Source organism: Streptomyces sp. NPDC101194, assembly GCF_044767885.1.
Taxonomy (GTDB): Bacteria; Actinomycetota; Actinomycetes; order Streptomycetales; family Streptomycetaceae; genus Streptomyces.
This window is the reverse complement of the sequence record NZ_JBIWOS010000011.1, coordinates 253,153-274,799: the sequence shown is the minus strand read 5'-3', so window position 1 is coordinate 274,799 and position 21,647 is coordinate 253,153. Positions and strand designations below refer to the sequence as shown.

Annotated in this window: 17 protein-coding genes; 11 read left to right on the top strand and 6 right to left on the bottom strand. The window is 69.9% G+C overall.

Translation table 11 applies throughout. The annotated features are described in order from the left end of the window. The first annotated feature begins 1 nt into the window (after position 1). Genes ACIRP2_RS32795 through ACIRP2_RS32785 form a run of 3 tightly spaced genes read left to right on the top strand, consistent with a single transcriptional unit; the run spans position 2 to position 1,591 of the window. Positions 2 to 373: a DUF742 domain-containing protein gene (locus ACIRP2_RS32795; protein WP_391746446.1), complete on the top strand. Its 372-nt coding sequence runs from the start codon at positions 2 to 4 to the stop codon at positions 371 to 373. Next, positions 351 to 1,007 carry a GTP-binding protein gene (locus ACIRP2_RS32790; protein WP_404256709.1) on the top strand — a complete coding sequence of 219 codons (657 nt, stop codon included), beginning with the start codon at positions 351 to 353 and terminating at the stop codon, positions 1,005 to 1,007. The genes ACIRP2_RS32795 and ACIRP2_RS32790 overlap by 23 nt, the downstream gene beginning before the upstream one ends. Then, positions 1,004 to 1,591 (top strand): GAF domain-containing protein, encoded by a 588-nt coding sequence (locus ACIRP2_RS32785; protein WP_404256707.1) that lies wholly within the window; start codon positions 1,004 to 1,006, stop codon positions 1,589 to 1,591. Before ACIRP2_RS32790 ends, ACIRP2_RS32785 begins: the two co-directional genes overlap by 4 nt. A gap of 168 nt (positions 1,592 to 1,759) precedes the next feature. On the opposite strand, the gene ACIRP2_RS32780 is transcribed toward ACIRP2_RS32785, so the two are convergent. The 5 genes from ACIRP2_RS32780 to ACIRP2_RS32760 form a co-directional block, all read right to left on the bottom strand. After that, entirely contained in the window at positions 1,760 to 3,670 is a 1,911-nt protein-coding gene (locus ACIRP2_RS32780) for a DUF2264 domain-containing protein (protein ID WP_404256705.1), read from the bottom strand. A 36-nt stretch (positions 3,671 to 3,706) separates the two neighbouring features. Then, a complete protein-coding gene (locus tag ACIRP2_RS32775; protein ID WP_404256703.1) occupies positions 3,707 to 6,157 on the bottom strand; it encodes a polysaccharide lyase 8 family protein in 2,451 nt (816 codons plus the stop codon). Between the two features lie 22 nt (positions 6,158 to 6,179). Beyond that, positions 6,180 to 7,574: a M60 family metallopeptidase gene (locus ACIRP2_RS32770; RefSeq protein WP_404256701.1), complete on the bottom strand. Its 1,395-nt coding sequence runs from the start codon at positions 7,572 to 7,574 to the stop codon at positions 6,180 to 6,182. A 157-nt stretch (positions 7,575 to 7,731) separates the two neighbouring features. Next, positions 7,732 to 8,826: a LacI family DNA-binding transcriptional regulator gene (locus ACIRP2_RS32765; RefSeq protein ID WP_404256808.1), complete on the bottom strand. Its 1,095-nt coding sequence runs from the start codon at positions 8,824 to 8,826 to the stop codon at positions 7,732 to 7,734. 62 nt (positions 8,827 to 8,888) lie between these two features. Further along, positions 8,889 to 9,875: a hydroxyacid dehydrogenase gene (locus tag ACIRP2_RS32760; protein ID WP_404256699.1), complete on the bottom strand. Its 987-nt coding sequence runs from the start codon at positions 9,873 to 9,875 to the stop codon at positions 8,889 to 8,891. A 339-nt stretch (positions 9,876 to 10,214) separates the two neighbouring features. Between ACIRP2_RS32760 and ACIRP2_RS32755 the strand changes: the two genes are divergently transcribed. From ACIRP2_RS32755 to ACIRP2_RS32735, 5 genes are all read left to right on the top strand, one after another. After that, on the top strand, positions 10,215 to 11,228 hold the full coding sequence (locus ACIRP2_RS32755; protein ID WP_404256697.1) for an ABC transporter permease: 1,014 nt from the start codon (positions 10,215 to 10,217) through the stop codon (positions 11,226 to 11,228). Positions 11,229 to 11,310: 82 nt separating this feature from the next. Continuing rightward, entirely contained in the window at positions 11,311 to 12,171 is an 861-nt protein-coding gene (locus tag ACIRP2_RS32750; RefSeq protein ID WP_404256806.1) for a carbohydrate ABC transporter permease, read from the top strand. A gap of 51 nt (positions 12,172 to 12,222) precedes the next feature. Beyond that, positions 12,223 to 13,896 carry an extracellular solute-binding protein gene (locus ACIRP2_RS32745; protein WP_404256695.1) on the top strand — a complete coding sequence of 558 codons (1,674 nt, stop codon included), beginning with the start codon at positions 12,223 to 12,225 and terminating at the stop codon, positions 13,894 to 13,896. Next, complete coding sequence (locus ACIRP2_RS32740) at positions 13,893 to 15,359, top strand: M1 family metallopeptidase (protein WP_404256693.1); 1,467 nt, start codon at positions 13,893 to 13,895, stop codon at positions 15,357 to 15,359. The genes ACIRP2_RS32745 and ACIRP2_RS32740 overlap by 4 nt, the downstream gene beginning before the upstream one ends. Continuing rightward, positions 15,356 to 17,572 (top strand): right-handed parallel beta-helix repeat-containing protein, encoded by a 2,217-nt coding sequence (locus ACIRP2_RS32735; protein WP_404256691.1) that lies wholly within the window; start codon positions 15,356 to 15,358, stop codon positions 17,570 to 17,572. Before ACIRP2_RS32740 ends, ACIRP2_RS32735 begins: the two co-directional genes overlap by 4 nt. A 57-nt stretch (positions 17,573 to 17,629) precedes the next feature. Here ACIRP2_RS32735 and ACIRP2_RS32730 read toward each other — a convergent pair whose 3' ends face one another. After that, positions 17,630 to 18,652 (bottom strand): LacI family DNA-binding transcriptional regulator, encoded by a 1,023-nt coding sequence (locus tag ACIRP2_RS32730; protein WP_404256689.1) that lies wholly within the window; start codon positions 18,650 to 18,652, stop codon positions 17,630 to 17,632. Between the two features lie 246 nt (positions 18,653 to 18,898). Between ACIRP2_RS32730 and ACIRP2_RS32725 the strand changes: the two genes are divergently transcribed. Genes ACIRP2_RS32725 through ACIRP2_RS32715 form a run of 3 tightly spaced genes read left to right on the top strand, consistent with a single transcriptional unit; the run spans position 18,899 to position 21,635 of the window. Beyond that, the gene (locus tag ACIRP2_RS32725) at positions 18,899 to 19,762 is read left to right on the top strand and encodes an ABC transporter permease (RefSeq protein WP_404256687.1); all 864 of its coding nucleotides are present in this window, start codon (positions 18,899 to 18,901) and stop codon (positions 19,760 to 19,762) included. Positions 19,763 to 19,800: 38 nt separating this feature from the next. Then, entirely contained in the window at positions 19,801 to 20,820 is a 1,020-nt protein-coding gene (locus ACIRP2_RS32720; RefSeq protein WP_404256685.1) for an ABC transporter substrate-binding protein, read from the top strand. Beyond that, a complete protein-coding gene (locus ACIRP2_RS32715; protein WP_404256683.1) occupies positions 20,817 to 21,635 on the top strand; it encodes an ABC transporter ATP-binding protein in 819 nt (272 codons plus the stop codon). The genes ACIRP2_RS32720 and ACIRP2_RS32715 overlap by 4 nt, the downstream gene beginning before the upstream one ends. Positions 21,636 to 21,647: the final 12 nt, after the last annotated feature.

Below are 21,647 nucleotides of genomic sequence, written 5' to 3'. Positions count from 1 at the left end.
GGTGTCGGTCCCTCCGGACGGGCCGTTGCTCGACGACGCGGCAGGACGGCTCATCCGCCCGTACACCGTGAGCAACGGCCGCACCCGTCCGACGACCGTGCTCGACCTGCTCTCCCTGGTGATGGCCACGGGGACCGAGCCGCAGACGCATCTGGGTCCCGAGCACTCCGTGGCGCTGGGATTGTGCTGCGGTCCCACTTCCGTGGCGGAGATCGCCGCCCATCTACGGCTGCCCGCGGTGGTGACCAAGGTGCTCGTATCCGACCTGGTGGACTGCGGGGCGGTCACCGCGCATCCGCCCGCCTTCCATGACATGCCCACCGACCGATCCCTGCTGGAGGCAGTGCTCGATGGCTTACGACGACAGCTATGACTCGGGCAGCACCTACGACTCCCGCGGCAGCGACGGACCGGGGGGCTCGGCAGGCTTTCCCGTCGCGCTCAAGGTGCTGGTGGCGGGCGGTTTCGGCGTCGGCAAGACGACGTTCGTCGGCGCGGTCAGTGAGATCGCGCCACTGAGCACGGAGGAGTTGCTGACCCAGGTCGGCGCGGCGACCGACAGTCTCGACGGCATCGAGTCCAAGACCTCCACCACCGTGGCGATGGACTTCGGCCGCATCACGCTCGACGAGCAGCATGTCCTCTACCTGTTCGGGACCCCCGGCCAGGAACGCTTCTGGTTCATGTGGGACGAACTCTCCCAGGGCGCGCTCGGAGCGGTGGTCATCGCGGACACCCGCAGGCTCGCGGAGTGCTTCGCCGCCGTCGACTTCTTCGAGCGGCGCGGCATCGGATTCATCGTCGCGGTGAACGAGTTCGACGGCGCCTTCCGCTATGCGCCCGAGGAGGTGCGGGCCGCACTCGATCTGGAGGCGGACGTGCCCGTCGTGCTCTGTGACGCCCGGATCGCCAGTTCCGGCACCGGGGCGCTGGTCACGCTGGTCCAGCACCTGATCAACGCGAGCTCCACGCCGGCCCCGATGTCCGCCTTCGGAGCCCACCCGTGATCCGACACGTCGCCGACCGGCTGCCGCTCACGCCTGTCGACCGCGACGCCCTCGTCCGTACGCGACGGCTGCGGACCCTGGGCCTCGGGGAACGTGTCGACTCCTCCTTCGACAACTTCGACGCCTTCGCCGACCGCGTGGCCGAAGTGACCGAAGTGCCCTTCTCGATGGTCAACTTCATCGACGGGAACCGGCAGTTCTTCGCCGGACTGCACACCCCGGCCGGCGCGGACAAGGGTTCCGACCTGGGTGCCACGGCCGCGGCCAGTGGTCGCGGGGCACGGTACGTGGCCCTGGACCGCGGCTACTGCCCGCATGTCGTCGTACGGCGCAAGGCGCTCGTCCTGGAGGACGTCTGCGACTACCCGAGGTTCGCCGGGAATCCGGTGGTCGACGACATAGGCATCCGCTCCTACCTCGGCGCGCCCCTCATCGACCGCACGGGCGTCGCGCTGGGCGCCGTCTGCGCAGTCGACACCGTGCCCAGGTCGTGGGGCAGGGCAGGGCTGGACATGATCAAGTCCCTGGCGCGGGAACTCGTCGTGCACATCGATCAGCGAGAGGGCAACAGCCTCGGCATCTGAGACGCGGGCCGCGCGGCCCGGTACGCGAGGGGACGCCGGCCGCGCGCGTTCGCTGACGGTGAGACATCGGCCCCGCCGGAGCATCGCAGTCGGCGTGGCATCGACCACGGTCTGCCCCGACCGGCCCCGACTCCCGACCGGCGCCCAGGACCCGAACGGCCCCGTGCGTCAGACCTCGACCGTCCTCCCGTCCAGGAACGTCAGCACCACCGAGTCCGCACCCACCCGCACCCGCACGGAATCGCGCAGCGCCTCCGGACGCACGGTGTCCCGGGAGAGGGCGACCAGCGACACATGGATGCTTCGCCCGCCCGGATGCGGCCGGCTGCGCAGATACGGGATCGCGGAGCGCGGGCCGTACGCGTTGGACTGGACGTCACGCGCCACGCCCGCTGCCTCGGCGCCGCCGTCCCAGCCGTGGAGCGCGACCAGGGCGCTGCTGAGACCGTCGGCCGTACGGGCGAGCGCCCAGTCGGGACCGGACACGGCGAACGGGTTCTCCTCATGAGCGACCGCGTGACCCCCTTCCCGCACCACCGCTCCCTCGGGCGCCTCGACCCGGTGCACCCGGATCTCCCACGGACCGTGCAGCACACTCGTCGTTCCGATCCGGTACGGCTGGTCGTCACCGGGCAGCCGGGCTGCGTACCAGGAGGCGGCGACGCGGTCCTCGCAGCGCAGCGGATGGATGCGGCGGCGGGACGACGGGGTGCCGTCCGGGGCCACGAGCGCCAGATGGCCGTCGATGGAGCGCGCCACGGCGTGCGGGGCGGCTTCGGGCGCCGTCGCCGTCGAGTAGGCGAGCTTCGCGTAGTGCGGATCGTGGGTGCCCTCGGCCGGATCGTCCGCCTCGTCGTACGGAGGATTGTGGTCGCTGCCGTGGTTGATCAGCCGCACGATGCCGTCGTCACGGGTGCCGTGCAGCAGCCAGCCAGGGGCGGGCAGCGAGGTGTACTGGTCGGACTCCTCGATGGGCAGGGGGAGTTCGCGGGCCGTCCACACCGGATGGTCCGCCGGGAGCAGCAGTCCGAGGAAGCCCTTGCTCGCCCAGTACGGCGAGGCGGGGCCGGAGTACGGCTGGGTGCTCGGCAGGAAGGTGTCGTACCAGCCGAGCGGCATCAGCCCCCGCTCGTCCGGCACACCCCGCTCCGCGAAGTGCCGCATCGTGCCCGAGGCGAGCCGGCGTGTGAGCCCCGGCGCCAGCGGGGTGCAGTCGGCGAGTGCTCCCATCCACACCGGTGCGAGCGCGGCGAAGCGGTATGTCAGCGACCGGCCCTGGTGGACCGGTGCGCCGTCCGATCCGAAGAAGTGCGGGTAGTCCTCCAGGAAGCGGCTGAGCCGCTGCCGGTAGACCTCGGTCCGGCCGCCGTCGTCGGGGCCCGCGATCCGCGACCACAGCAGCGGGTACAGATGCATGGCCCAGCCGATGTAGTAGTCGAAATTGCGGCCGTCCCCGTCGGTGTACCAGCCGTCACCGACGTACCAGTCCTCGATCCTGTCCAGATTGCTCTCGATGTCCGAGCGGCTGTACGGGGCGCCGACCGACGCGAGGAACTGCTCGGACACCACCTGGAAGAGCCGCCAGTTGTTGTCCCAGGTGCGTCCGCCCACGAACCCCGAGAACCAGTCGACGACCCGTTCCTGCACCCGGGCGTCCAGCCGGTCCCAGATCCACGGCCGCGTCTCGTGCAGCGCGACCGCGATCGACGCCGCCTCCACCATCGCTTGCGAACAGTCCGTCAGCCGCGGCCAGGACTCACCGCTTTGAGGGTCCGTGCCCGCGATCAGTCCCGTCGTGTACCGCTCGATCAGTGCGGCGTCGACCGCCCCGTCCGCGCCTGCGATCCGGCAGGCGGCGAGCAGGAACGACCGGGCGAATCCTTCGAGTCCGTCCGAGACGACCCCCGACCAGCTGTTGCGGCCGGGCAGCCGGTACTGAGCGAAGCCGGGGGTCGCGTGGGGCACCAGTGCGTCCAGCATCCGGTCGGCCGTCGCCTCCCAGTGGGCCCGGGTCCAACCGGTACGGGAGGACAGGATCCGGTCGGGCGGCGGCAGTTGCAGATGCGGTGCGACGGACATGGTGGTGCTGCTCCTCGGAAGGGGGGAAGGGGCGGACTACTGGACGAGTCGGGCTCGGTGGGTGTGGCCGCGCGAGCCGCCCACGGCGACGGTGAGTACGGGCCTGCGGCCCGGTACGAGGCTCACCGTGTCATCGGCGTCCACCACCGACCGCACATGGAACGGCAGCTCGACCGAGAGCGTGGTGAGCGTCCGGCCCGGGTCGGCGACCGCGACCGAGACGTGTCCGCCCCGGCGCTGCACGAGCACCGACGCCGGACCGGAGGCGGTGATCCCGGCCGCGGTTCCGGCGCCCCAGAAGTTCACGGCGGTCAGTCCCGCGCGGCGCACCTCCACGGCCTGCGCGGTGGCATCGTTGGCGACTGTCCGGACCGGTCGGGAGTGCGACCAGACCGAGGTCGCCGCCGCCGACGCGCCGGGCAGCAGCACATAGGCGTACCGGGCATCGGTGGGGGAGAGACCGTGGTCGACCCAGAGGGTGAGGTAGCGCCGGGTGACGGGATCGGTGCTGCCACCCGTGTCCGCTCCGGTGTTGATGGCCCGCCAGGTGCCGGTGCGCTGCTCGCGCAGGGCGCGCAGGGCGGTCCCCTCGGGGAAGACGTAGCCGCCGACGCCGTCGACATGCGCCCACCGGGCTCGCTCGAAGTCCTGGGTCCAGCCCTCTTCGACGGGGTGCCGGACGCCGTCGACCAGCAGCCGGTGCCGTCCGTCCGTGCCGAGATTGCGGTTCTCGACGATCGTCTCCACCGTCCGGCCGTCGCTCGCGGTGATGCCCGTGCCGAGCGCGATCACCGCGTTGTCCAGCAGGAACCAGGACTTCTTGGCCCTCAGGGTGCTCCCCTGGGCGCCGATCACCTCCATCGCGGCGGCCCCGTACCGGCCGCCCAGCACGGCCCCGCCGGCGACGGCGTTCGTCGGACGGTAGGTGGACGTGCCGGCGCCCGTGCCGAGATCGGACCGCTGACGGGTGTCGACCGTGGTGCCGGGGAGCCGGTACGGGTCGACGGTGGGCCAGAAGCCGTCGTTGAACTGCCCCAGATCGTCGCCGTCGTACAGATACGTCATGCCGTCGCCGGTGTACCAGCCGTGCAGATTCTCGCCGTTGCCCGCCTCGTACGCCGAGATCCGCTTCGACGACAGCGACAGCGCGCAGGCCCATCCGGGGCGGCGGTGCACGACGCGGTCCATGTCGGCGAAGACGAAGTGACCCGTCGTGCGCGCCTCGGCCTCGACCGTGTGGTCGTCCAGCACGGCCTTGGCCAGGGCGAGTTGGGGCAGCGTCGCCAGGGCCGTGAAGGGCGTCGTGCGGTTGCGGGTCAGCCAGCCCTTGACCAGTGCCCGCCAGCGGTCCGCGTACGCGGCGGGGGCGCCGGACGCGAGGAGCAGGATCGCGGAGAGGGCCGTCGCGCCGTCGCGGTGGTCACCGGCGCGTTCCCGGGAGATCGCCCGACCGCGCACCGAGTCCATCATCAGTCCGTCGAAGACGACCGGGGCGAAGGTCCGCTCCACGGCCTCGTACATCACCGACACGTCCGGGTCGGCGACCGCCCACTCGGAGCCGGCGAGGAGTGCCAGCAGATAGGCGGTGCCATTGAGCAGCACGATCCCGTACGAACCGGTGTAGGCGACCACGTCGTGCTGGACGAACGAACCGTCCTCGTAGAAGCCGTCACCCGAACTCGTGTAGCGGAACAGGCTGTTGCGCCCTGAGTCGCGCACGTCGGAGAGCGCGTCGCGGGCGGATGCGAGCTTGTCGGCGTCCTGCCCCAGCAGCCCGCGCAGTGCCACGATGACGGCCTTGTCGGTGCGGTTGGCGCCGGTCTCGGCGAGCGTGGGGGAGTTGGTACGGCGGTCCGCGTCCGGGCAGAAGCGGTCGACGACCGCCAGATAGTCCGCCAGATCGGCTGCGGGAAGCCTTTCGCGGAGGAGGACGGAGCAGTCCATCAGTGCACGTGGGGCGCCGATCTCCCAGAACCACCAGTTGCCGGTCTCGCGCTTGGCCGGGTTGTACGCGGTGTCGTGGGTGAAGCGCAGTGCGGCGACGAGGGCGTCCGCCACCTCCGCGCTCCCGGCGAGAGAGGTGCCCTCGGTGGCCCAGGCGGTGGCGACGGTACGCAGCCGGGTGTAGCTCTGGCCGAAGTTTCCCGGGTCGGTGAGCGGGGCGAGGTCGGACCAGAGGGCGGTCCGTCCGGCACTGCGGTCGAGCGTGCTCCAGAGCCCCGCGGCCGTGCTGTCCAGGGCCGCGAGCGCCGCTGTGAAGTCGGTGTCGGACGGGTCGAACCCGCCGCCGGTGAGCAGCGTTTCGGCGCGCTGGAGGAGGGTGCCGAAGTCCGCTGCCGTCGTCGATCTGTCGGACGCGGTCGTGACGGGCCGCGCCTGGGCGGCGCCCGCCGACGTCATGAGCGTCGTCCCTGCCGTGACGGCCGTGACGGCCGTGACGGCCGTGGCGGTGCCGGCCGCGAGAAGGGTCCTTCTGCTGAGGTTCACGGTGGTTCCTTTCCCGCCCCGGTCAGTCGGTCAGCGTGGACGGGTCGACGGGGGGCTTCGGCAGGTTCAGGGCGGCCAGTTCGGCCCTGCCGGTGGCATCGATCGGGAACGCCCAGGTGTTCACGAAGAAGTCGGTGAGGTCGTGGCCGGCGACGCGGCTGGAGTACGTGGCGAGGGCCCGGTAGCGCTTGTCGTTCTCCGTGTACTGGGACTGGGGGTTCTCCTCGCGCACCAGCTTGTGCAACCGGGGCCAGAAGTCGTCGCCGAAGGCGAGTTCCAGCTGGCGCAGCGGCACGAGTTTCTCGTAGGCGCCGAACGACTTCTCGTAACTCAGCCCGTCCGTACCGAACTTGCGCTGTGCGGACTGGAAGTAGGTGAGGCCCGTCGCCGCGTCGACCGTGAGGAGGTTGGACGGCTGCTTCAGGGTGCGCTGCGCGGCCAGTGAGTAGATGTTGACCGTGACCTCGGTCAGACCACCGGGCTTGTAAGCGAACTGCTGGTGAAGATGGCCGAGTTCGTGGTAGAGGCCCCAGCCGCGGGTGCGCAGTCCCTCCACCGTCGTGGCCCGGTCGAGATAGGCCCGCGGGAAGCCGTTGTAGCCGTGGGTGGCGTAGGCACCGACACCGGCCGGCACCTTGCTGACCTCGGTGAAGTGGTACGGCCCCGCCTTGCGGCGGTGCACCGGCTTCGAACCGTCCAGGCCACTGATCCGGGCATGCGAGTCGATGATCGTCTCGACCAGCCCGAGCAGGGCGGCATGGTCCTCGTCGCGGTACAGCAGCGCGCCCTCGCGGGTGAGCGTCATGATCGTGTGCGGGGCGTGGAGCTCGACGTACGGCGACGTGGTGAGTGTGTCCAGCTGCTGCTGGTAGTCGGCCTCGGTGGTGCGCCCCAGCGTGAAGACCGGCATGGCGACGGCACCGGAGCGGATCAGAACCCCGGCGCGCTCGCCGCTGCCCGTCAGGGTGAGGTAGACCGGGCCGCCGTGGGGGTCCGTCACGGTATTGGCGCCCGCGGTCAACGGGTAGCTCCGGGGTTCGGTGATCTCGCCGTAGTAGTCCCAGGCGCCGATCCACAGGGTGGGCAGCAGGCCGTCGTACGGCTGGACGGTGAGGGAGAGCGGGGTACCGGCCGGGACGTACAGGCCGGTGGGCTGGAACTCCGAGCCGCGCAGGGCCTGCCCGAGCCGCAGACGCTCGGCCTCGGCGGCCGGCCGCGCGGTCAGGGTCAGCTGCACCGGACGGCCCGTGCCCGGACCGGAGGGGGCGTCGGCCGTGGCCGCCCGGGCCGTGCCCGAGCCCAGGGCGATCGCCGCGCCGGCTCCGGCCACGGCGGCGAGGACGGAACGCCGCCCGACGAGGGAGGAGGCGGAGGAAGGGGAGGTGGTGGAGCCGACGGAGTCAGTGGTTGTGCGCATGCGGAACTCTCCCTGCAGAAACGAGTGAGGGGCGGAGGCGTGCGGAACGGGTGCTGCTCGGCGTCAGCATGTAAGCGGTTGCTATCGAGCCGCAAGGGGAGTCACGAAGTTACTGTGATTTTCTATGGCCAACTGCGGACAGGCGGGAAGTAAGCGGTCACATGCGGGTGGACCGGCCGGGGCATGGTGCAACGGAATCGCGTACCACGATGTGGGTCCCGAGCCGCAGCGTGCCCGTGGTCGGCTCGCGCCAGTCGTCCTCGTCCCCGCGGGTCACGGCGAGCCGTACCGCCTGGCGTCCCATCTCCTCCAGCGGCACATGGACGGTGGTCAGTCGCGGCCGCAGCTCCTGAGCCACCGGAATGTCGTCGTACCCCACCAGGGAGACGTCCTTCGGCACCCGGATCCCGGCTTCCTCCAGGGCCTGCGCGGCGCCCGCCGCCACCATGTCGTTGGCGGCGAAGGCCGCGGTGAAATCCGTTCCGTCCCGCAGTAGTTCCGCCATCCGTCGGTACCCGAAGCCGCGGCTGAACGCGCCGGGCTGGACGAGCTCGGGGCGCACTGCGACACCGCGCAGTTCCAGGGCCCGCTGATGCCCGGCCAGCCGGTCGCGGGTGGTGGAGAGCTTGGGCGGTCCGCCGAGGTAGAGGATCCGCTCGTGCCCCTGCATCAGCAGATGGTCGGTGATGGCGAAGGCGCCGCCCTCGTTGTCGTACTCGACCGCGACGGTGGGTGCCTGCTCGCCCAGCGGGGGCCTGCCGCACAGCACGAGTTTCGATCCGCCCGCGTCCAGCTCGCGCGCCCTGCGGGCCAGCTCGGTGGTGTAGCCGCGGTCCGCGATGGAGCCGCCGACCACGACCACGGCGTCCGCCCTGCGCTCGTGCATCAGATCGATGAAGGCCAGCTCGCGCTGCGGGTCGCCCTGGGTGCAGCAGACCAGACAGAGCCGTCCGCCGAGCGCCGCCTCCCGTTCCACTCCGCGGGCGATGTACGCGTAGAACGGGTCGATGACCTCGTTGACGATGATGCCGACGGTGCGGTTGGAGACGCCGGCCAGCGCACGCGCGTGGGCGTTGACGACATAGCCGAGTTCGCGCATCGCGGCCTCGACGCGCTCCCGAGTCGCCTCGGCGACCGGGTAGTTGCGGTTCAGTACGCGGGAGACCGTGGCCGTCGAGACGCCCGCGCGCCGGGCGACATCGGTGACCGTCGCGCGCCGTTGTCCGTCCGCGGCTGTGCTCTGCCGGCGCATCCGGCTCACCCCCTGGTGGCTGTTGTGTGACGCCGAGCCTAGAGCCTGCGCCGGGAATGGGTTCATGCGATCCTCCCCAGGTCGGCCCGGTGCACCGGGTGGTCGAAAGGAATGCCTCCCGCGTACCGCGCCAGCTCGTCGACGGCGAGTGCCCCGAGCCGCCCCACCTCGTTGCCCTGGGCGCCCGCGAGATGCGGGGTGAGGAAGACATTGGGCAGGTCCCACAGGGGGTGGCCGTCCGGCAGCGGCTCGGGCGACGTCACGTCGAGGACCGCGTCCAGGCGCCCGCTGACCAGGTGGCCGGTCAGCGCCTCGGTGTCCACCAGAGGGCCGCGCGCCGTGTTGACGAGCAGGGTGCCGGGCCGCATCAGGCCGATCCGCCTGGCGTCGATGATGCCGCGGGTCTCGGGGGTGTCGGGGGCGTGGACGGTGACCACGTCGCTGGTCGCCACCAGGGTGTCCAGGTCGGTCGAGGTGACACCGAGCCGCTCCGCCTCGGTCCGGCTGACGTACGGGTCGTACAGCAGGACCTCCGCGTCGAGGACCCGGAGCAGTTCGATGACCCTGCGGCCGATCCGGGACGCCCCGACCACGCCGATGGTCAGGCCGTGCGTGCCGAGCCAGTGCTGGCGGTCGAGGTCGGCGCCGGTGCGGTGGGTGCGCCGGGTGCGGAAGAGCCCGGCGAGCGGGAAGACGCGCTTGGCGCCCATGATGATCGCCGCCAGGGTGAACTCGGCTACCGGTACGGCATTCGCGGCGGCGGCCGAGGAGACGACGATCCCGCGGTCGAACGCGGCCGGGGACAGAAACGTCTTCACCGTGCCGGCGGCATGGATCACGGCACGCAGCGCGGGCGCCCGGTCCAGCAGTTCGGCGTCCACGGGCGGGCAGCCCCAGCCGGTGAGCAGGACCTCGGCCATGCCCAGCGCCGCCGAGGCGTCCGGGGAGTCGAACTCGCTGACGACGGAGGGATGGAGCAGGTCGGCGGTCTCTTCCAGACGTGCCCGTACCGGTGGCGGAAAGACGTCGTCGAGCAGTCCGGGGCTCATGACCAGGACGGTGCGCGGCCGTCGCGGGCGCGGTGCCGCGGCATCGCCACCGGAATGAGCCGGTGCCTCTTCGGTGGTTCGCACCCTGCCTCCGGATAGTAATCGCGTTCTATGGAATGACCGGCACGCTAAGGAGCCCGATGGTCGACCGTCAAGCTCGCGGTCATCCCAACTGTCCAGTTCAGAAGCATTTTTGCTGATTCTCTGGAGAGGAATCACCGACTGAGGCATCGCGTCTCAACGACTTTCGGCCGGATCTCTTGACGCTTGGGTTAACCGCTTACTAACTTGCGGCCCCAGAAGGCTCACCATGCGCCACCCAGCCGAACAGGACGCACCATGGCTGAAACAGCACCCCCGTTGCCGCGGGAGAAACGGCGACAGAAGGCCGAGACACCCTCCCCGCCCGCTGCCCAGGCCGTCGTCGCACAGCACCGGCTGACACTCTGGCAGCGGATCAAGCGGGATCGGGTGATGCTGCTGCTCACCCTGCCCGGCCTGCTGTACTTCGTCGTCTTCCACTACGTGCCGCTGCTCGGCTACGTGGTCGCGTTCCAGGACTATCAGCCGTACCTCGGGTACATGCACAGCGTCTGGGTGGGGTTCGCCAACTTCTCCGCCGCGTTCGGTGAGCCGGCCTTCTGGTCCGCGACGTTCAACACCCTGGAGATCGCCCTCGTCCAACTGGTGTTCTTCTTCCCGGTCCCGATAGCCCTCGCCCTGCTGCTCAACAGCATCGCCAGCGACCGCATCAGGCGCTTCGTGCAGAGCGTCGTCTACCTGCCGCACTTCATCGGCTGGGTCATCATCGTCTCGATCTTCCAGCAGATCCTGGGTGGCGCCGGACTCCTGCCCGACGTACTCGGCGGACTGGGGCTGCCGCGCTACGACATGATGAGCGACCCCGACGCCTTCCCGTGGCTGCTGACCCTCCAGGTGGCCTGGAAGGACGCCGGCTGGGGCACGATCATCATCCTCGCCGCGCTGCTGAACATCGACAAACAGCAGTACGAGGCGGCCGCGATCGACGGCGCGGGTCCGCGGCGCCGTCTGTGGCACGTGACCCTGCCCGGCATCGCCCCCGTACTCATCCTGCTGTTGATCCTCAACCTCGGGCAGATCCTCTCCGTCGGCTTCGAGCAGATCCTGCTCCAGCGCGACGCGGTCGGCCCGGACGCCGGTGAGGTCCTGGACACCTACGTCTACTACCACGGAATCAAGGACAACGACTGGGGCGTCGCCGCCGCCGTCGGACTCGTCAAGGCGGTCATCGGCACCGCACTCGTCCTGGGCGCCAACAAATTCGCCCACCGACTCGGCCACGAAGGGGTGTACCGCGGTGCTGACCGCTGAGAAGACGCGCGCCACGACGAAATCCACCGCACCGACGCCCCGGCCCGCCGCCGTCCGCGCGTCCGACGGCCGACCGCCGTGGATGGAACGGCCCACCCGCATCGGGCAGATCGCCAAGGCGGTCGTCGTCGTCGTGGTCGTCCTCGCCGTCGCCTACCCGCTGGTCGGCGTCATCGGCACGAGCTTCGCCTCGCAGACCGACATCATCAAGAGCTCCGGTCTCGTCCTGTGGCCCGACCACCCCACCCTGGACGCCTACCGCACCATCTTCACCGGCGGAGTCGTCACCCGAGCGCTGATCGTCTCCGTCGGCATCACCGTCCTCGGCACCCTCGCGAGCCTGCTCGTCACCGTGGGCATGGCCTACGGACTGTCCCGCCGCGATGTCACGGGCTCCCGTTTCATCCTGATGACGGCCCTGTTCACGATGCTCTTCAACGCGGGCATCATCCCGAACTTCCTGCTGGTCAAGGGCCTCGGCCTGTACGACACCTACGCGGCCCTCGTCATGCCGACCCTGGTGAGCGCCTTCAACCTGGTCGTCCTGCGGTCCTTCTTCATGAACCTGCCGGAGGAGCTGTACGACGCCGCGAAGGTCGACGGCGCCGGGGACTTCCGCATCCTGGTGCGGATCGTCCTGCCGCTGTCCAAGGCCGTCCTCGCCGTCATCAGCCTCTTCTACGCGGTGACGTACTGGAACGCCTTCTTCAACGCGCTCCTGTACCTCAACGACTCCGACAAGTGGCCGCTGCCGATGGTGCTGCGTACCTATGTCCTGCAGGGCCAGAGCCTGAACGCCGCCTCGGCCGGCGAGGTCCTCGCCCCGCAGCAGGCCGTACAGATGGCGGTCCTGGTGATCGCCGTCGTACCGATCCTCTGCGTCTACCCGTTCCTCCAGCGCTACTTCACCAAGGGCGTCCTCACCGGCGCCGTCAAGGGCTGAGCGCAGCCACCGCCCCCCACTCCTTCCGTCCCCTCTCCCAAGGAGATTCAGGTGTCGAGCTCCACCCCCATCAACCGCAGAGCACTGTTCCGCATGGGCGCGGGCGTCGGTCTCGCACTGGCCGCCGCCCCGTTGCTGGCCGCCTGCGGCGACGGCGGCACGACCGCGAAGGCGGAGGCCAAGAGCGCCTCGCTGATCCCGGACACCGCGGTCCGGAACATCGGCCTCAAGCCCGACCTGGCGGGCACCGCCGCCGGTGTTCCGCAGGGCTACTTCAGCTACCCGGCCAAGCCGCTCCGGGCCACGAAGGACACCCCGCTCAAGGGCGCCGAGCCGATCAGCGCGACGATGGAGACCTTCTCCCCGCCGCCGCCGGCCCGCGGCAAGAACGCCGCCTGGCAGGAGATCGAGAAGCTCCTCGGCGGCCAGGTGAACATCACGGCCGTCCCCGCCGACGACTACGGCACCAAGTTCTCCACCATGGTCGCCAGCGACAGCCTGCCCGACCTCTTCATGTACCCCGAGATCGGAGGCGTCGACAACAAGGCCGCCTTCCTGCAGGCCACGTGCGCGGATCTGACCCCGTATCTCGCCGGTGAGAAGGCCAAGGACTACCCGAACCTGGCCGCGATCCCGAAGGGCGCCTGGCAGGCCGCCATCTTCGGCGGAAAGCTGTACGGCATCCCGATCGCCCGCACCGGCACCGGCGGCGCAGGCTTCTACCGCCACGACCTGTTCGAGGAGGCCGGCGTCACGAGCCTCGACCAGATCACCGGCCTCGACAGGTTCGTCGAGCTCTGCAAGGAACTGACCCGGCCCAAGAAGGACCAGTACGCGATCATCGCGGGCGTCACCAACGTACTCGCCATGTCGGCGGGCGCGCCCTACTTCTGGCGACTGGACGAGAAGACCGGCAGGTTCACCACCGACCTGGAGACCCCGGAGTACCGCCAGGCCGTGGAGACCGCGCGCGAGCTGTACAAGGCCGGCTGTTTCTACCCGGGCACCCTCCAGATGTCCGGGGCGCAGAAGGCCCAGTACACGGACATGTTCAAGAACGGCAAGGGCGCGTACGTGTACGACGGCATGCCCACCTATCTGGCACCCGGTGTCGGGTACGTCGCGGCCATGAACGCGATCGACAAGAAGTACGACCCGCGCCCGTTCGTCCCGGTCGGCAAGGACGCCATCGCCTGGATGGACAACGTCGAGCTCCAGAACACCCACATCAAGAAGGCGTCCGGAGACCGGGTGAAGCAGGTTCTCGCGCTGGCCGACTTCGCCGCGTCCCCGTTCGGCAGCCAGGAGTACACGCTCATCAACTACGGCGTCGAGGGCAAGGACTTCACCCGGGACGCCAAGGGCAACCCGGCCCTCACCAAGCAGGGCACCCAGGACGTCACCGTGCCGTGGAAGTTCATGGCCTCCGCCGTCCCCGCCATCTTCAGCGCCGACTCGGAACAGGGTGTCCGCCACGTCCATGACGCCTTCACCAAGATGATTCCGATCATGGAGCAGGACCCGACCCTGCGGTACTCCTCGCCCACCTGGGACTCGAAGGGCACCGGCAGCCTCTACACGTTCAAGCAGGACGCGCTCAAGGACATCATCGCCGGCCGCAAGCCCATGTCCGCCTACGACCAGCTCGTGAAGGACTACCTGGCCAAGGGCGGCGAGCAGGCCCGTGGCGAGTTCGAGGACGCCTTCCAGAAGGGGAAGAAGTGACGACACGACGCTCGGCCCTCAGAATCGGCGGCGCGGCGGTCGCGGCGGCCGTCGCCGTACCCGCCCTCGGCTCGCCCGCCCTCGCACAGCCGCACGGCTTCGACCCGAAGCCGGGCTCCGACGGCGTCGGCGACCCGCTCTTCCCGACCCTCGGCAACGGTGGCTACCAGGTCGTCCACTACGACCTGACCTTCGACTTCACCCCGGTGACGTACGACTTCACCGCGACCGTGAAGATCAATGCCAAGGCCACCCAGGACCTCTCCGCGTTCAACCTGGACACCGACGGACACACCATCGAGTCCGTCACCGTCGCGGGTCGCCCCGCCGGCTGGGAGCTCTCGCCCGGTCAGAGCGGCCAGGAGCTCACCATCACCCCTGCCCGACCGCTCCACAACGAGCAGGCGTTCGCTGTCGAGGTCCGCTACCGGGGCAACGGCAAGGCGCCCCGACTCGGCCTGACCGGCTGGAAGTTCGGCACCGACGGCGGCTTCGCCTCCGCGGCCCAGTCCTCCCGCGCCGACACCTTCCTGCCCTGCAACGACACTCCGTCCGACAAGGCGACGTGGACCTTCCACATCAGCGCACCGCAGGGCTATGTCGCCACCGCCAACGGTGAGTTGCTCCACAAGACCCCGCGCGCCGACGGCTCCACCGTGTGGCACTTCGCCCTGCGCGAGCGCATGGCGACCGAACTCATCGGCATCGCCGTCGTCAAGGGCACCTATCTGTACGGCACCAGCCGGCGAGGCCTGCCCCTGCGGCACGTCGTTCCGCAGGGGCAGGAGGAGAAGTACGGTCCGATCGTGGCCCGTACCCCGGACCACCTGGACTGGCTGGAGGCGAAGTTCGGCCGCTATCCGTTCTCCGTCTACGGCGTCCACATCTACGACGGCTACACCGACGCCCTGGAGAACCAGACCCTTTCCCTGTTCTCCACCAACTGGTTCAAGCCCAACGCCAACGGCCAGCCGGGCTACGAGACCACCATGGTCCACGAGCTCGTCCACCAGTGGTTCGGCGACTCCGTCACCCCGAACGACTGGCAGCAGGCTTGGCTCAACGAGGGCCCCGCCGTGTACTACGCCGGCCTGTACGGCGAGGAGCGCGGCTGGTCGGTCTTCGAGGACAAGATGAAGGCGACGTACGAGAAGCTCGACGCGGTCCGCGCCGCCGACGGCCCGCCCGGACTCCCGAAGGCGCTCGGCGGCACCAACATCTATGACGGCGGCGCACTCGTCCTGTACGCCCTGAGCCTCCGGATCGGTCAGCGGCAGTTCGACCGGGTCATGCGTGAGTGGGTGAAGCGCTTCAAGGACTCCACCTGCACCAGCGAAGCCTTCATCCGGCACACGGTCGACGTCACCGGCGACACGTCCCTCGACCCGTTCCTGCGCGACTGGCTCTTCGGAGCCGTGAATCCGCCCATGCCCGGCCACCCCGACTGGAAGGCCTCCGCGTGAACCGCCGCCCTCTGAACGTCGTACGGACAACCGCCGCTGCCGCCACCGCTGCCGTTCTGGCCGCACTCCTCTCCGCCCCGGCCGCCCTGGCCGCCCCCGGGGTCCGCACCCTCCACGCGGCCCCGGACGGGCAGGGCAGCTCCTGTACGGCCGCCCGCCCCTGCACCCTCGAAGGCGCCCGGGACGAGGCCCGCACCGAGACCGGGCGTGATGTCCGCGTACTCCTGAGAGACGGTACGTACAAGCTTGCCGAACCCCTGAGACTCGGCGTCGCCGACTCCGGGAAGGACGGCCACACGGTCACCTGGACCGCGGCCCCCGGAGCCCACCCGGTCCTCTCCGGCGGACAGGACATCACCGGCTGGCGGCCGAACACCGACGGCACCTGGACCGCCGACGTCCCGGCCGGTGCCACCCCGCGCCAGCTCTTCATCGACGGCCGGCGCGCGACCCGCGCCCGGGGCGCGGCCTGCGCGGCGAGCACCTGTGACGCCACCAGGACCGGCATGACCGGCGCGACCGCCACCGGCATCGCCACGTGGCAGCGCCCCACCGACGCCGAGGCCGTCATCCGGGTCCGCTGGCGCAACTACCACTGCCGGATCACCGACGTCAGCGGCGATGTCATGACCTTCGCCCAGCCCTGCTGGACCAACTCGGCGAGCGGCACCAACCGCACCGGACCCGCCTGGGACACCACCGCGGTCGACTCCACCCGCTACAGCGGTGTCGCCTACTTCGAGAACGCCCGCGAACTCCTCGACGAACCCGGCGAGTTCGTGTGGAGCTCGAAGGACCGCACCGTCACGTACCTGCCGCGGAAGGGCGAGAACATGCGCCGCGCCCAGGCCGTCACCCCGCACACCGAGCAGCTGCTCGTCGTCGACGGTGCCCACGACCTCACGGTCAGCGGAATCGGATTCGCCTACGCGGCGTACCGCCAGCCGGACACCGACGAGGGCTACGCGGGCATGCAGGCCGGCCTCACCCTGACCGGAGCCACCGGCCCCGTCGACCACGCGGGCCGCTTCTACACCAAGCCCTCCGCCGCGGTCACCGTGCGCGGCGGACAGCGCGTCAGCATCGACAACGCCCGGTTCAGCCGCCTCGGCGGGGCGGGCGCGATCCTCGAAGCGGGCACCAAGGACAGCTCAGTGACCCGGTCGTCCTTCACCGACCTCTCCTCCGGCGCGGTGTACGTGGGCGACACCGAGCCGATGCCCGGGGCGGCGCTCGCGGGGGAGCGGAACACCGTCGCGTACAACACCATCAGCCGCACCGGCGTCGAGTACACCGACTCGGTGGGGATCTGGGCCGGTTACGAGGCCCAGCTGACCGTCGACCACAACAGCCTGGACCACCTCCCGTACTCAGGGATCTCGGTCGGCTGGGGCTGGAACCAGCCCGAGGCCCAGAAGTCCGTGCTGCGCGACAACAAGGTGACCGACAACCGGATCACCGACGTCATGGAGGTCGCACAGGCACAGCACGACGGCGGCGCGATCTACACCCAGGGCGCTCAGCCGGGCACGGTCGTCTCCGGCAACTACATCAACCGCTCCGCCTTCGGCAACACCGAGCGCGACGGCAACGGCATCTACCTCGACGAACAGTCCTCGCACATCGTCGTCGAGCGGAACGTCATCACCCGCATCGGCTACAAGTGGGTCTCCAACTGGGCCGACTACGGCATCCAGAACACCGCGCGGGGCAACTGGACCGACACCACCGCGCCGGCTCTCGGCGGCACGGGATCGGTCATGACGGACAACCTGACCGGTCTGGACCGGCTCCCGGCCGGAGCCCTCGCCGTCGCCGCGCGAGCGGGTGCCCACGGCGGCGCCGTCGAGCAACTGAGGACCGACCTGGCCCGTACCGGCACCGCCGCCCAGTCCTCCACCGAGGGCACGGCCGAGGCGGCGCTCGCCCTGGACGCCGACACCAACACCGACACCCGCACGCTGTCGGAGGCGGGCGCCTGGTGGCAGGTCGACCTGGGCCGCGAGCGGCACATCCGGCAGATCGAGATCTGGAACAACTCCTCGTCCACGACGGCCGACTTCGATGTCGTCACGGACGACGGAACGGTCCACGTCAGCGGGAAGGCACTGCGCCCGACCGTTCTGAATCTGGACAGCCGCACCCGCACGGTGCGGATCGTGACCTCCGGCACGGGCCGCGTGGCACTCTCCCAGGTGCTCGTCCACCCGTAACGGTCCGCTCTCCGTCGCCGGAGCGCGACGGACACCTCGGCACCCGGGCGCCGCCGGTCACCCCACCGGCGGCGTTCCCGTGCTCTCCCGCACCACCACCTCTCCCGCGACCCGCACCACCCGGGCCCGCCGCCGCGCGGACCGCTCCCGCAGCGCCAGCGCGATCACGTCCTCGCCCATCGCGGTCAGCGGCAGCGCCACCGTGGTGAGTGCCGGTGACAGCTCCCGCACCAGCGGAATGTCGTCGAAACCGGCGAGCGAGACATCCTCCGGTACCCGCAGCCCCGCTTCCCGCAGTGCGGCGAGCGCACCGACCGCCATCACATCGGTGACCGCGAACACGCAGGTCGGCCGCGGCCCGTCGCCGACCAGCAGCGCGCGGGCCGCCGCGTACCCGCCATCGCGGGTGAACGCGCCCTCCACGACCCGGTCGAGCCCGATCCCCGCCTCCGCGAGGCCTTCCCGGAAGCCGGTCAGCCGGTCCGAGACCGTGGTCAGTGCGGGCGGGCCGGTGAGCACCGCGAATCTCCGGTGCCCGAGCGAGACCAGCCGCCGGGCGAGCGCGGCCGCCCCCGCCCGGTTCTCCGGCTGCACGGTGTCCACGCGCAGGCTGCGGTGCCGGCTGACGACGGCCACCCGGCCGCCGCCCCGTACGTACGGCTCCAGTTCGGCATCCAGGGCACGCTCCCACGCCCGGTCCTGGAACCCGGATCCGATGAGCAGGATCGCGCGGGCGCGCTGGGCCCGCAGCATCGAGACATAGGCGATCTCCCGGGCGGGCTCCCGGAAGGTGGAGGCCAGCATCACCAGCAGGTCCTGCTCGGCCGCGGCGCGCATCACACCACTCGACACGGCGGCGAAGTAGGGGTCGCTGACGTCATGACAGATGAGGCCCACCGTACGGTTGTTGGCCGAACCGGCGAGCGCCTGCGCGTGCGCGTTGGGTATGTAGCCGAGCTTGTCCGCAGCCGCCCGCACCCGCTCGCGCAGGTCGTCCCGGACCCGGGTCGTGCCGTTGAGGGCGCGCGATGCGGTGGCGGAGGACACGCCGGCCTCCCGGGCCACGGCGTCGAGCGTCACGTGCCCCGCTGCGGGAAGGCCGCCGCGCGGCTCCGGGCGGTGCGCTGTTCCCCGTTCACTCAACTCGACCCCCAAGGGCGCGGTGGTGGAAGGCCACGAAACTTGTCGACGACCTATTGACCGTGCGTGCAGGCAGTCATTAGCGTGGCCAAAACCTTATCAGAAAGCGCTTTCTGAAAGCGCCTTCTCGTCATCGCAGGATCGCACAACTCTCCACAACTGCACCCGAAGCGGCGGGAGTTCCCAGTGAGCCAGAGCGCGTTGACCAAAAGTCCCCCCGAAGCGGAGGGAGTTGTCCGACGGGCCGGTCCCTCGGCGGGGGAGCGGTTCGCGCGGGCGGCCGAGCAGAGCTGGCGGCCCGTCGTCCTGTTGCTGGCCTGTTTCGCCGTCTGGTGGGTGATCTCGGCGGCGGAGCTGGTGAAGCCGTATCTCGTACCGTCCCCCGGGGCGACCCTCGACGTCCTCACCGGCAAGGCCGGATATCTTTGGCAGCACACCTGGGTGACCACGTACGAAACGCTGCTCGGCTTTCTGATCGCCGTGGCCGTCGGTGTACTGGCGGCGGTCGTCATGGTGTACTCCTCGACCGTCGAGCGCACGCTCTATCCGATTCTGCTGTTCGCCCAGGTCGTACCGAAGATCGCGATCGCGCCGCTGTTCGTCGTCTGGCTCGGCTTCGGTATCGAGCCGAAGATCCTCATCGCCGTGCTCATCGCCTTCTTCCCCGTCGTGATCTCCATGGTCACCGGCCTCAAGGCGGTCGACCCGGAGATGATCCAGCTGTCGGCGACGATGGGCGCCAGGCCCTGGCAGACCTTCCTCAAGATCCGCTTCCCGGCCTCGCTCCCGCATCTCTTCTCCGGGCTCAAGGTCGCGGTCACCCTGGCGGTCACGGGCGCGGTCGTCGGCGAGTTCGTCGGCGCCAACGAGGGCCTGGGCTATGTGATCCTCCAGGCCAACGGCAACCTCGACACCCCGATGCTCTTCGCCGGGCTGCTCGTGATGTCACTCATCGGCGTCGTGCTCTTCGTCGTCGTGGAGATCGCCGAAATGCTGCTGCTCCCGTGGCACGCCAGCCGCCGGGACACCTCCGCCACCACCACGTACTGACTGCGTCATACCGAATTCGTCGCGAGAAGGGCCAGCCCATGCATGCGCGCAGACTCCTGATCGGTGTCGTACCCCTCGTCCTGGTGGCCACGGCCTGCGGTGGCAACGACGCGTCGACCACCACGAGCGAATCGGGCAAGAAACTGGACAAGGTCACGCTGACGCTCAACTGGTATCCGTACGGCGAACACGCGCCGTTCTACTACGGCAAGCAGCAGAAGATCTTCGAGAAGCACGGCATCGATCTGAGCATCCAGGCGGGCCAGGGCTCGCAGAAGACGGTGCAGGCGACCGCCGCCGGTCAGACCGACTTCGGCTGGGCCGACACCCCGGCACTGCTCGCAGGTGTCGACCAGGGCGTCCAGGTGAAGAGCCTCGGGGTCTTCCTCCAGACCACTCCGGCTTCGGTGCAGTCCTTCGACGCCGAGGGCATCGGATCGCCCGCGGATCTCAAGGGAAAGACCATTGCGGGGACCGCCGGTGACGCGCTCTCCAAGACCTTTCCGATCTTCCTGAAGAAGAACGGCCTCGACGCGTCGGACGTCAAGGTCCAGAACACCGATCCTGCGGGCAAGATCGCCGCGGTGATCTCCGGGAAGACCGACGGGCTGCTCGGCTACGCCAGTGACCAGGGCCCCACGATGCAGGAGAAGGCCAAGAAGAAGGTCTCGTATCTGCGTTTCTCCGAGAACGGGCTGAACTTCTACTCCAACGGTCTGCTCGCCGGACAGAAGATCCTCGCCACGAAGTCCGAACTCGCCGAACGCATGGTGCAGGCGGTCAGCGAGTCGTGGGCGGCCGCCGAAAAGGCCCCCGGGCCGGCGGTCGCGGCGATGGACGGGGCCTCGGAGCAGCTGCCGCCGGCCACGGTCCTGGCCGAGCAGTTCAAGACGACGCTCACCCTGCTGCACACCTCGTCCACCGAGGGGAAGGCGCCCGGAGTGAACGACGAGGCCGACTGGCAGCAGACCATCGACGTCTTCGCCGAGGCCGGCATGGTCGGCAAGCCGAAGGCCGTCGCGGAGTACTGGGACGAGAAGACGGCGCTGAAGGGATGACGATGCCGAAGCAGTACACGACGCGGACCAAGGCACCGGTTCCTGCCGCGGCGGTCGGACTGTCCGATGTCGCGGTCCGGTTCCGCAGCAGGAAGCGCGATGTCACCGCGTTGCGCGAGGTCTCGCTCGATGTGGCGCCAGGTGAGTTCGTGGCGATCGTCGGACCGTCCGGATGTGGCAAGTCGACCCTGCTCAAGCTGGTCGCCGGACTGCTGAAGCCGTCCTCGGGCGAGGTCCGGCTCGGCGGCGAGCAGGTAGACGGGGTGCGACACGACATCGGTTACGTGTTCCAGCGCGCCGCCCTCCTGGAGTGGCGCTCGGCGCGTCGCAACATCCTGCTCCAGGCCGAGATCCGGAAGATGCCTGTGGCGCAGGCGCGCGGCCGGACCGACGAGTTGATCCGGATGACGGGCCTGGCCGGTTTCGAGGACGCCTATCCGCATGAGCTGTCGGGCGGAATGCAGCAGCGTGTGGCGTTGTGCCGGGCGCTGCTGCACGAACCCCCGGTGCTCTTGATGGACGAGCCGTTCGGCGCGCTGGACGCGCTCACCCGCGAGCAGATGAACATGGAGCTGAACCGCATCTGGCGAGAGACCCGCACCACCGTCCTGCTGGTCACCCACTCCATCTCGGAGGCCGTCTATCTGGCCGACCGCGTGGTGGTGATGAGCCCGCGCCCCGGCACGATCTCCGAGGTCATCGAGGTGGGGCTGGACGCGGAACGGGAGTACGGCGAGACGCTGGGCCGCCCGGAGTTCCGGGACGCGGCCGCCCGCATCCGCGACCTGCTGGGGGCGGCTTCCGCACACGACTGACGGTGTCCCCGG

Bases quoted from the DNA above. Each gene is read 5' to 3' on its own strand.
- ACIRP2_RS32765 (WP_404256808.1), bottom strand. From the start codon at position 8,826: ATGCGCCGGCAGAGCACAGCCGCGGACGGACAACGGCGCGCGACGGTC.
- ACIRP2_RS32720 (WP_404256685.1), top strand. From the start codon at position 19,801: ATGCATGCGCGCAGACTCCTGATCGGTGTCGTACCCCTCGTCCTGGTG.
- ACIRP2_RS32790 (WP_404256709.1), top strand. From the start codon at position 351: ATGGCTTACGACGACAGCTATGACTCGGGCAGCACCTACGACTCCCGC.
- ACIRP2_RS32760 (WP_404256699.1), bottom strand. From the start codon at position 9,875: ATGAGCCCCGGACTGCTCGACGACGTCTTTCCGCCACCGGTACGGGCA.
- ACIRP2_RS32750 (WP_404256806.1), top strand. From the start codon at position 11,311: ATGGAACGGCCCACCCGCATCGGGCAGATCGCCAAGGCGGTCGTCGTC.
- ACIRP2_RS32715 (WP_404256683.1), top strand. From the start codon at position 20,817: ATGACGATGCCGAAGCAGTACACGACGCGGACCAAGGCACCGGTTCCT.
- ACIRP2_RS32780 (WP_404256705.1), bottom strand. From the start codon at position 3,670: ATGTCCGTCGCACCGCATCTGCAACTGCCGCCGCCCGACCGGATCCTG.
- ACIRP2_RS32755 (WP_404256697.1), top strand. From the start codon at position 10,215: ATGGCTGAAACAGCACCCCCGTTGCCGCGGGAGAAACGGCGACAGAAG.
- ACIRP2_RS32770 (WP_404256701.1), bottom strand. From the start codon at position 7,574: ATGCGCACAACCACTGACTCCGTCGGCTCCACCACCTCCCCTTCCTCC.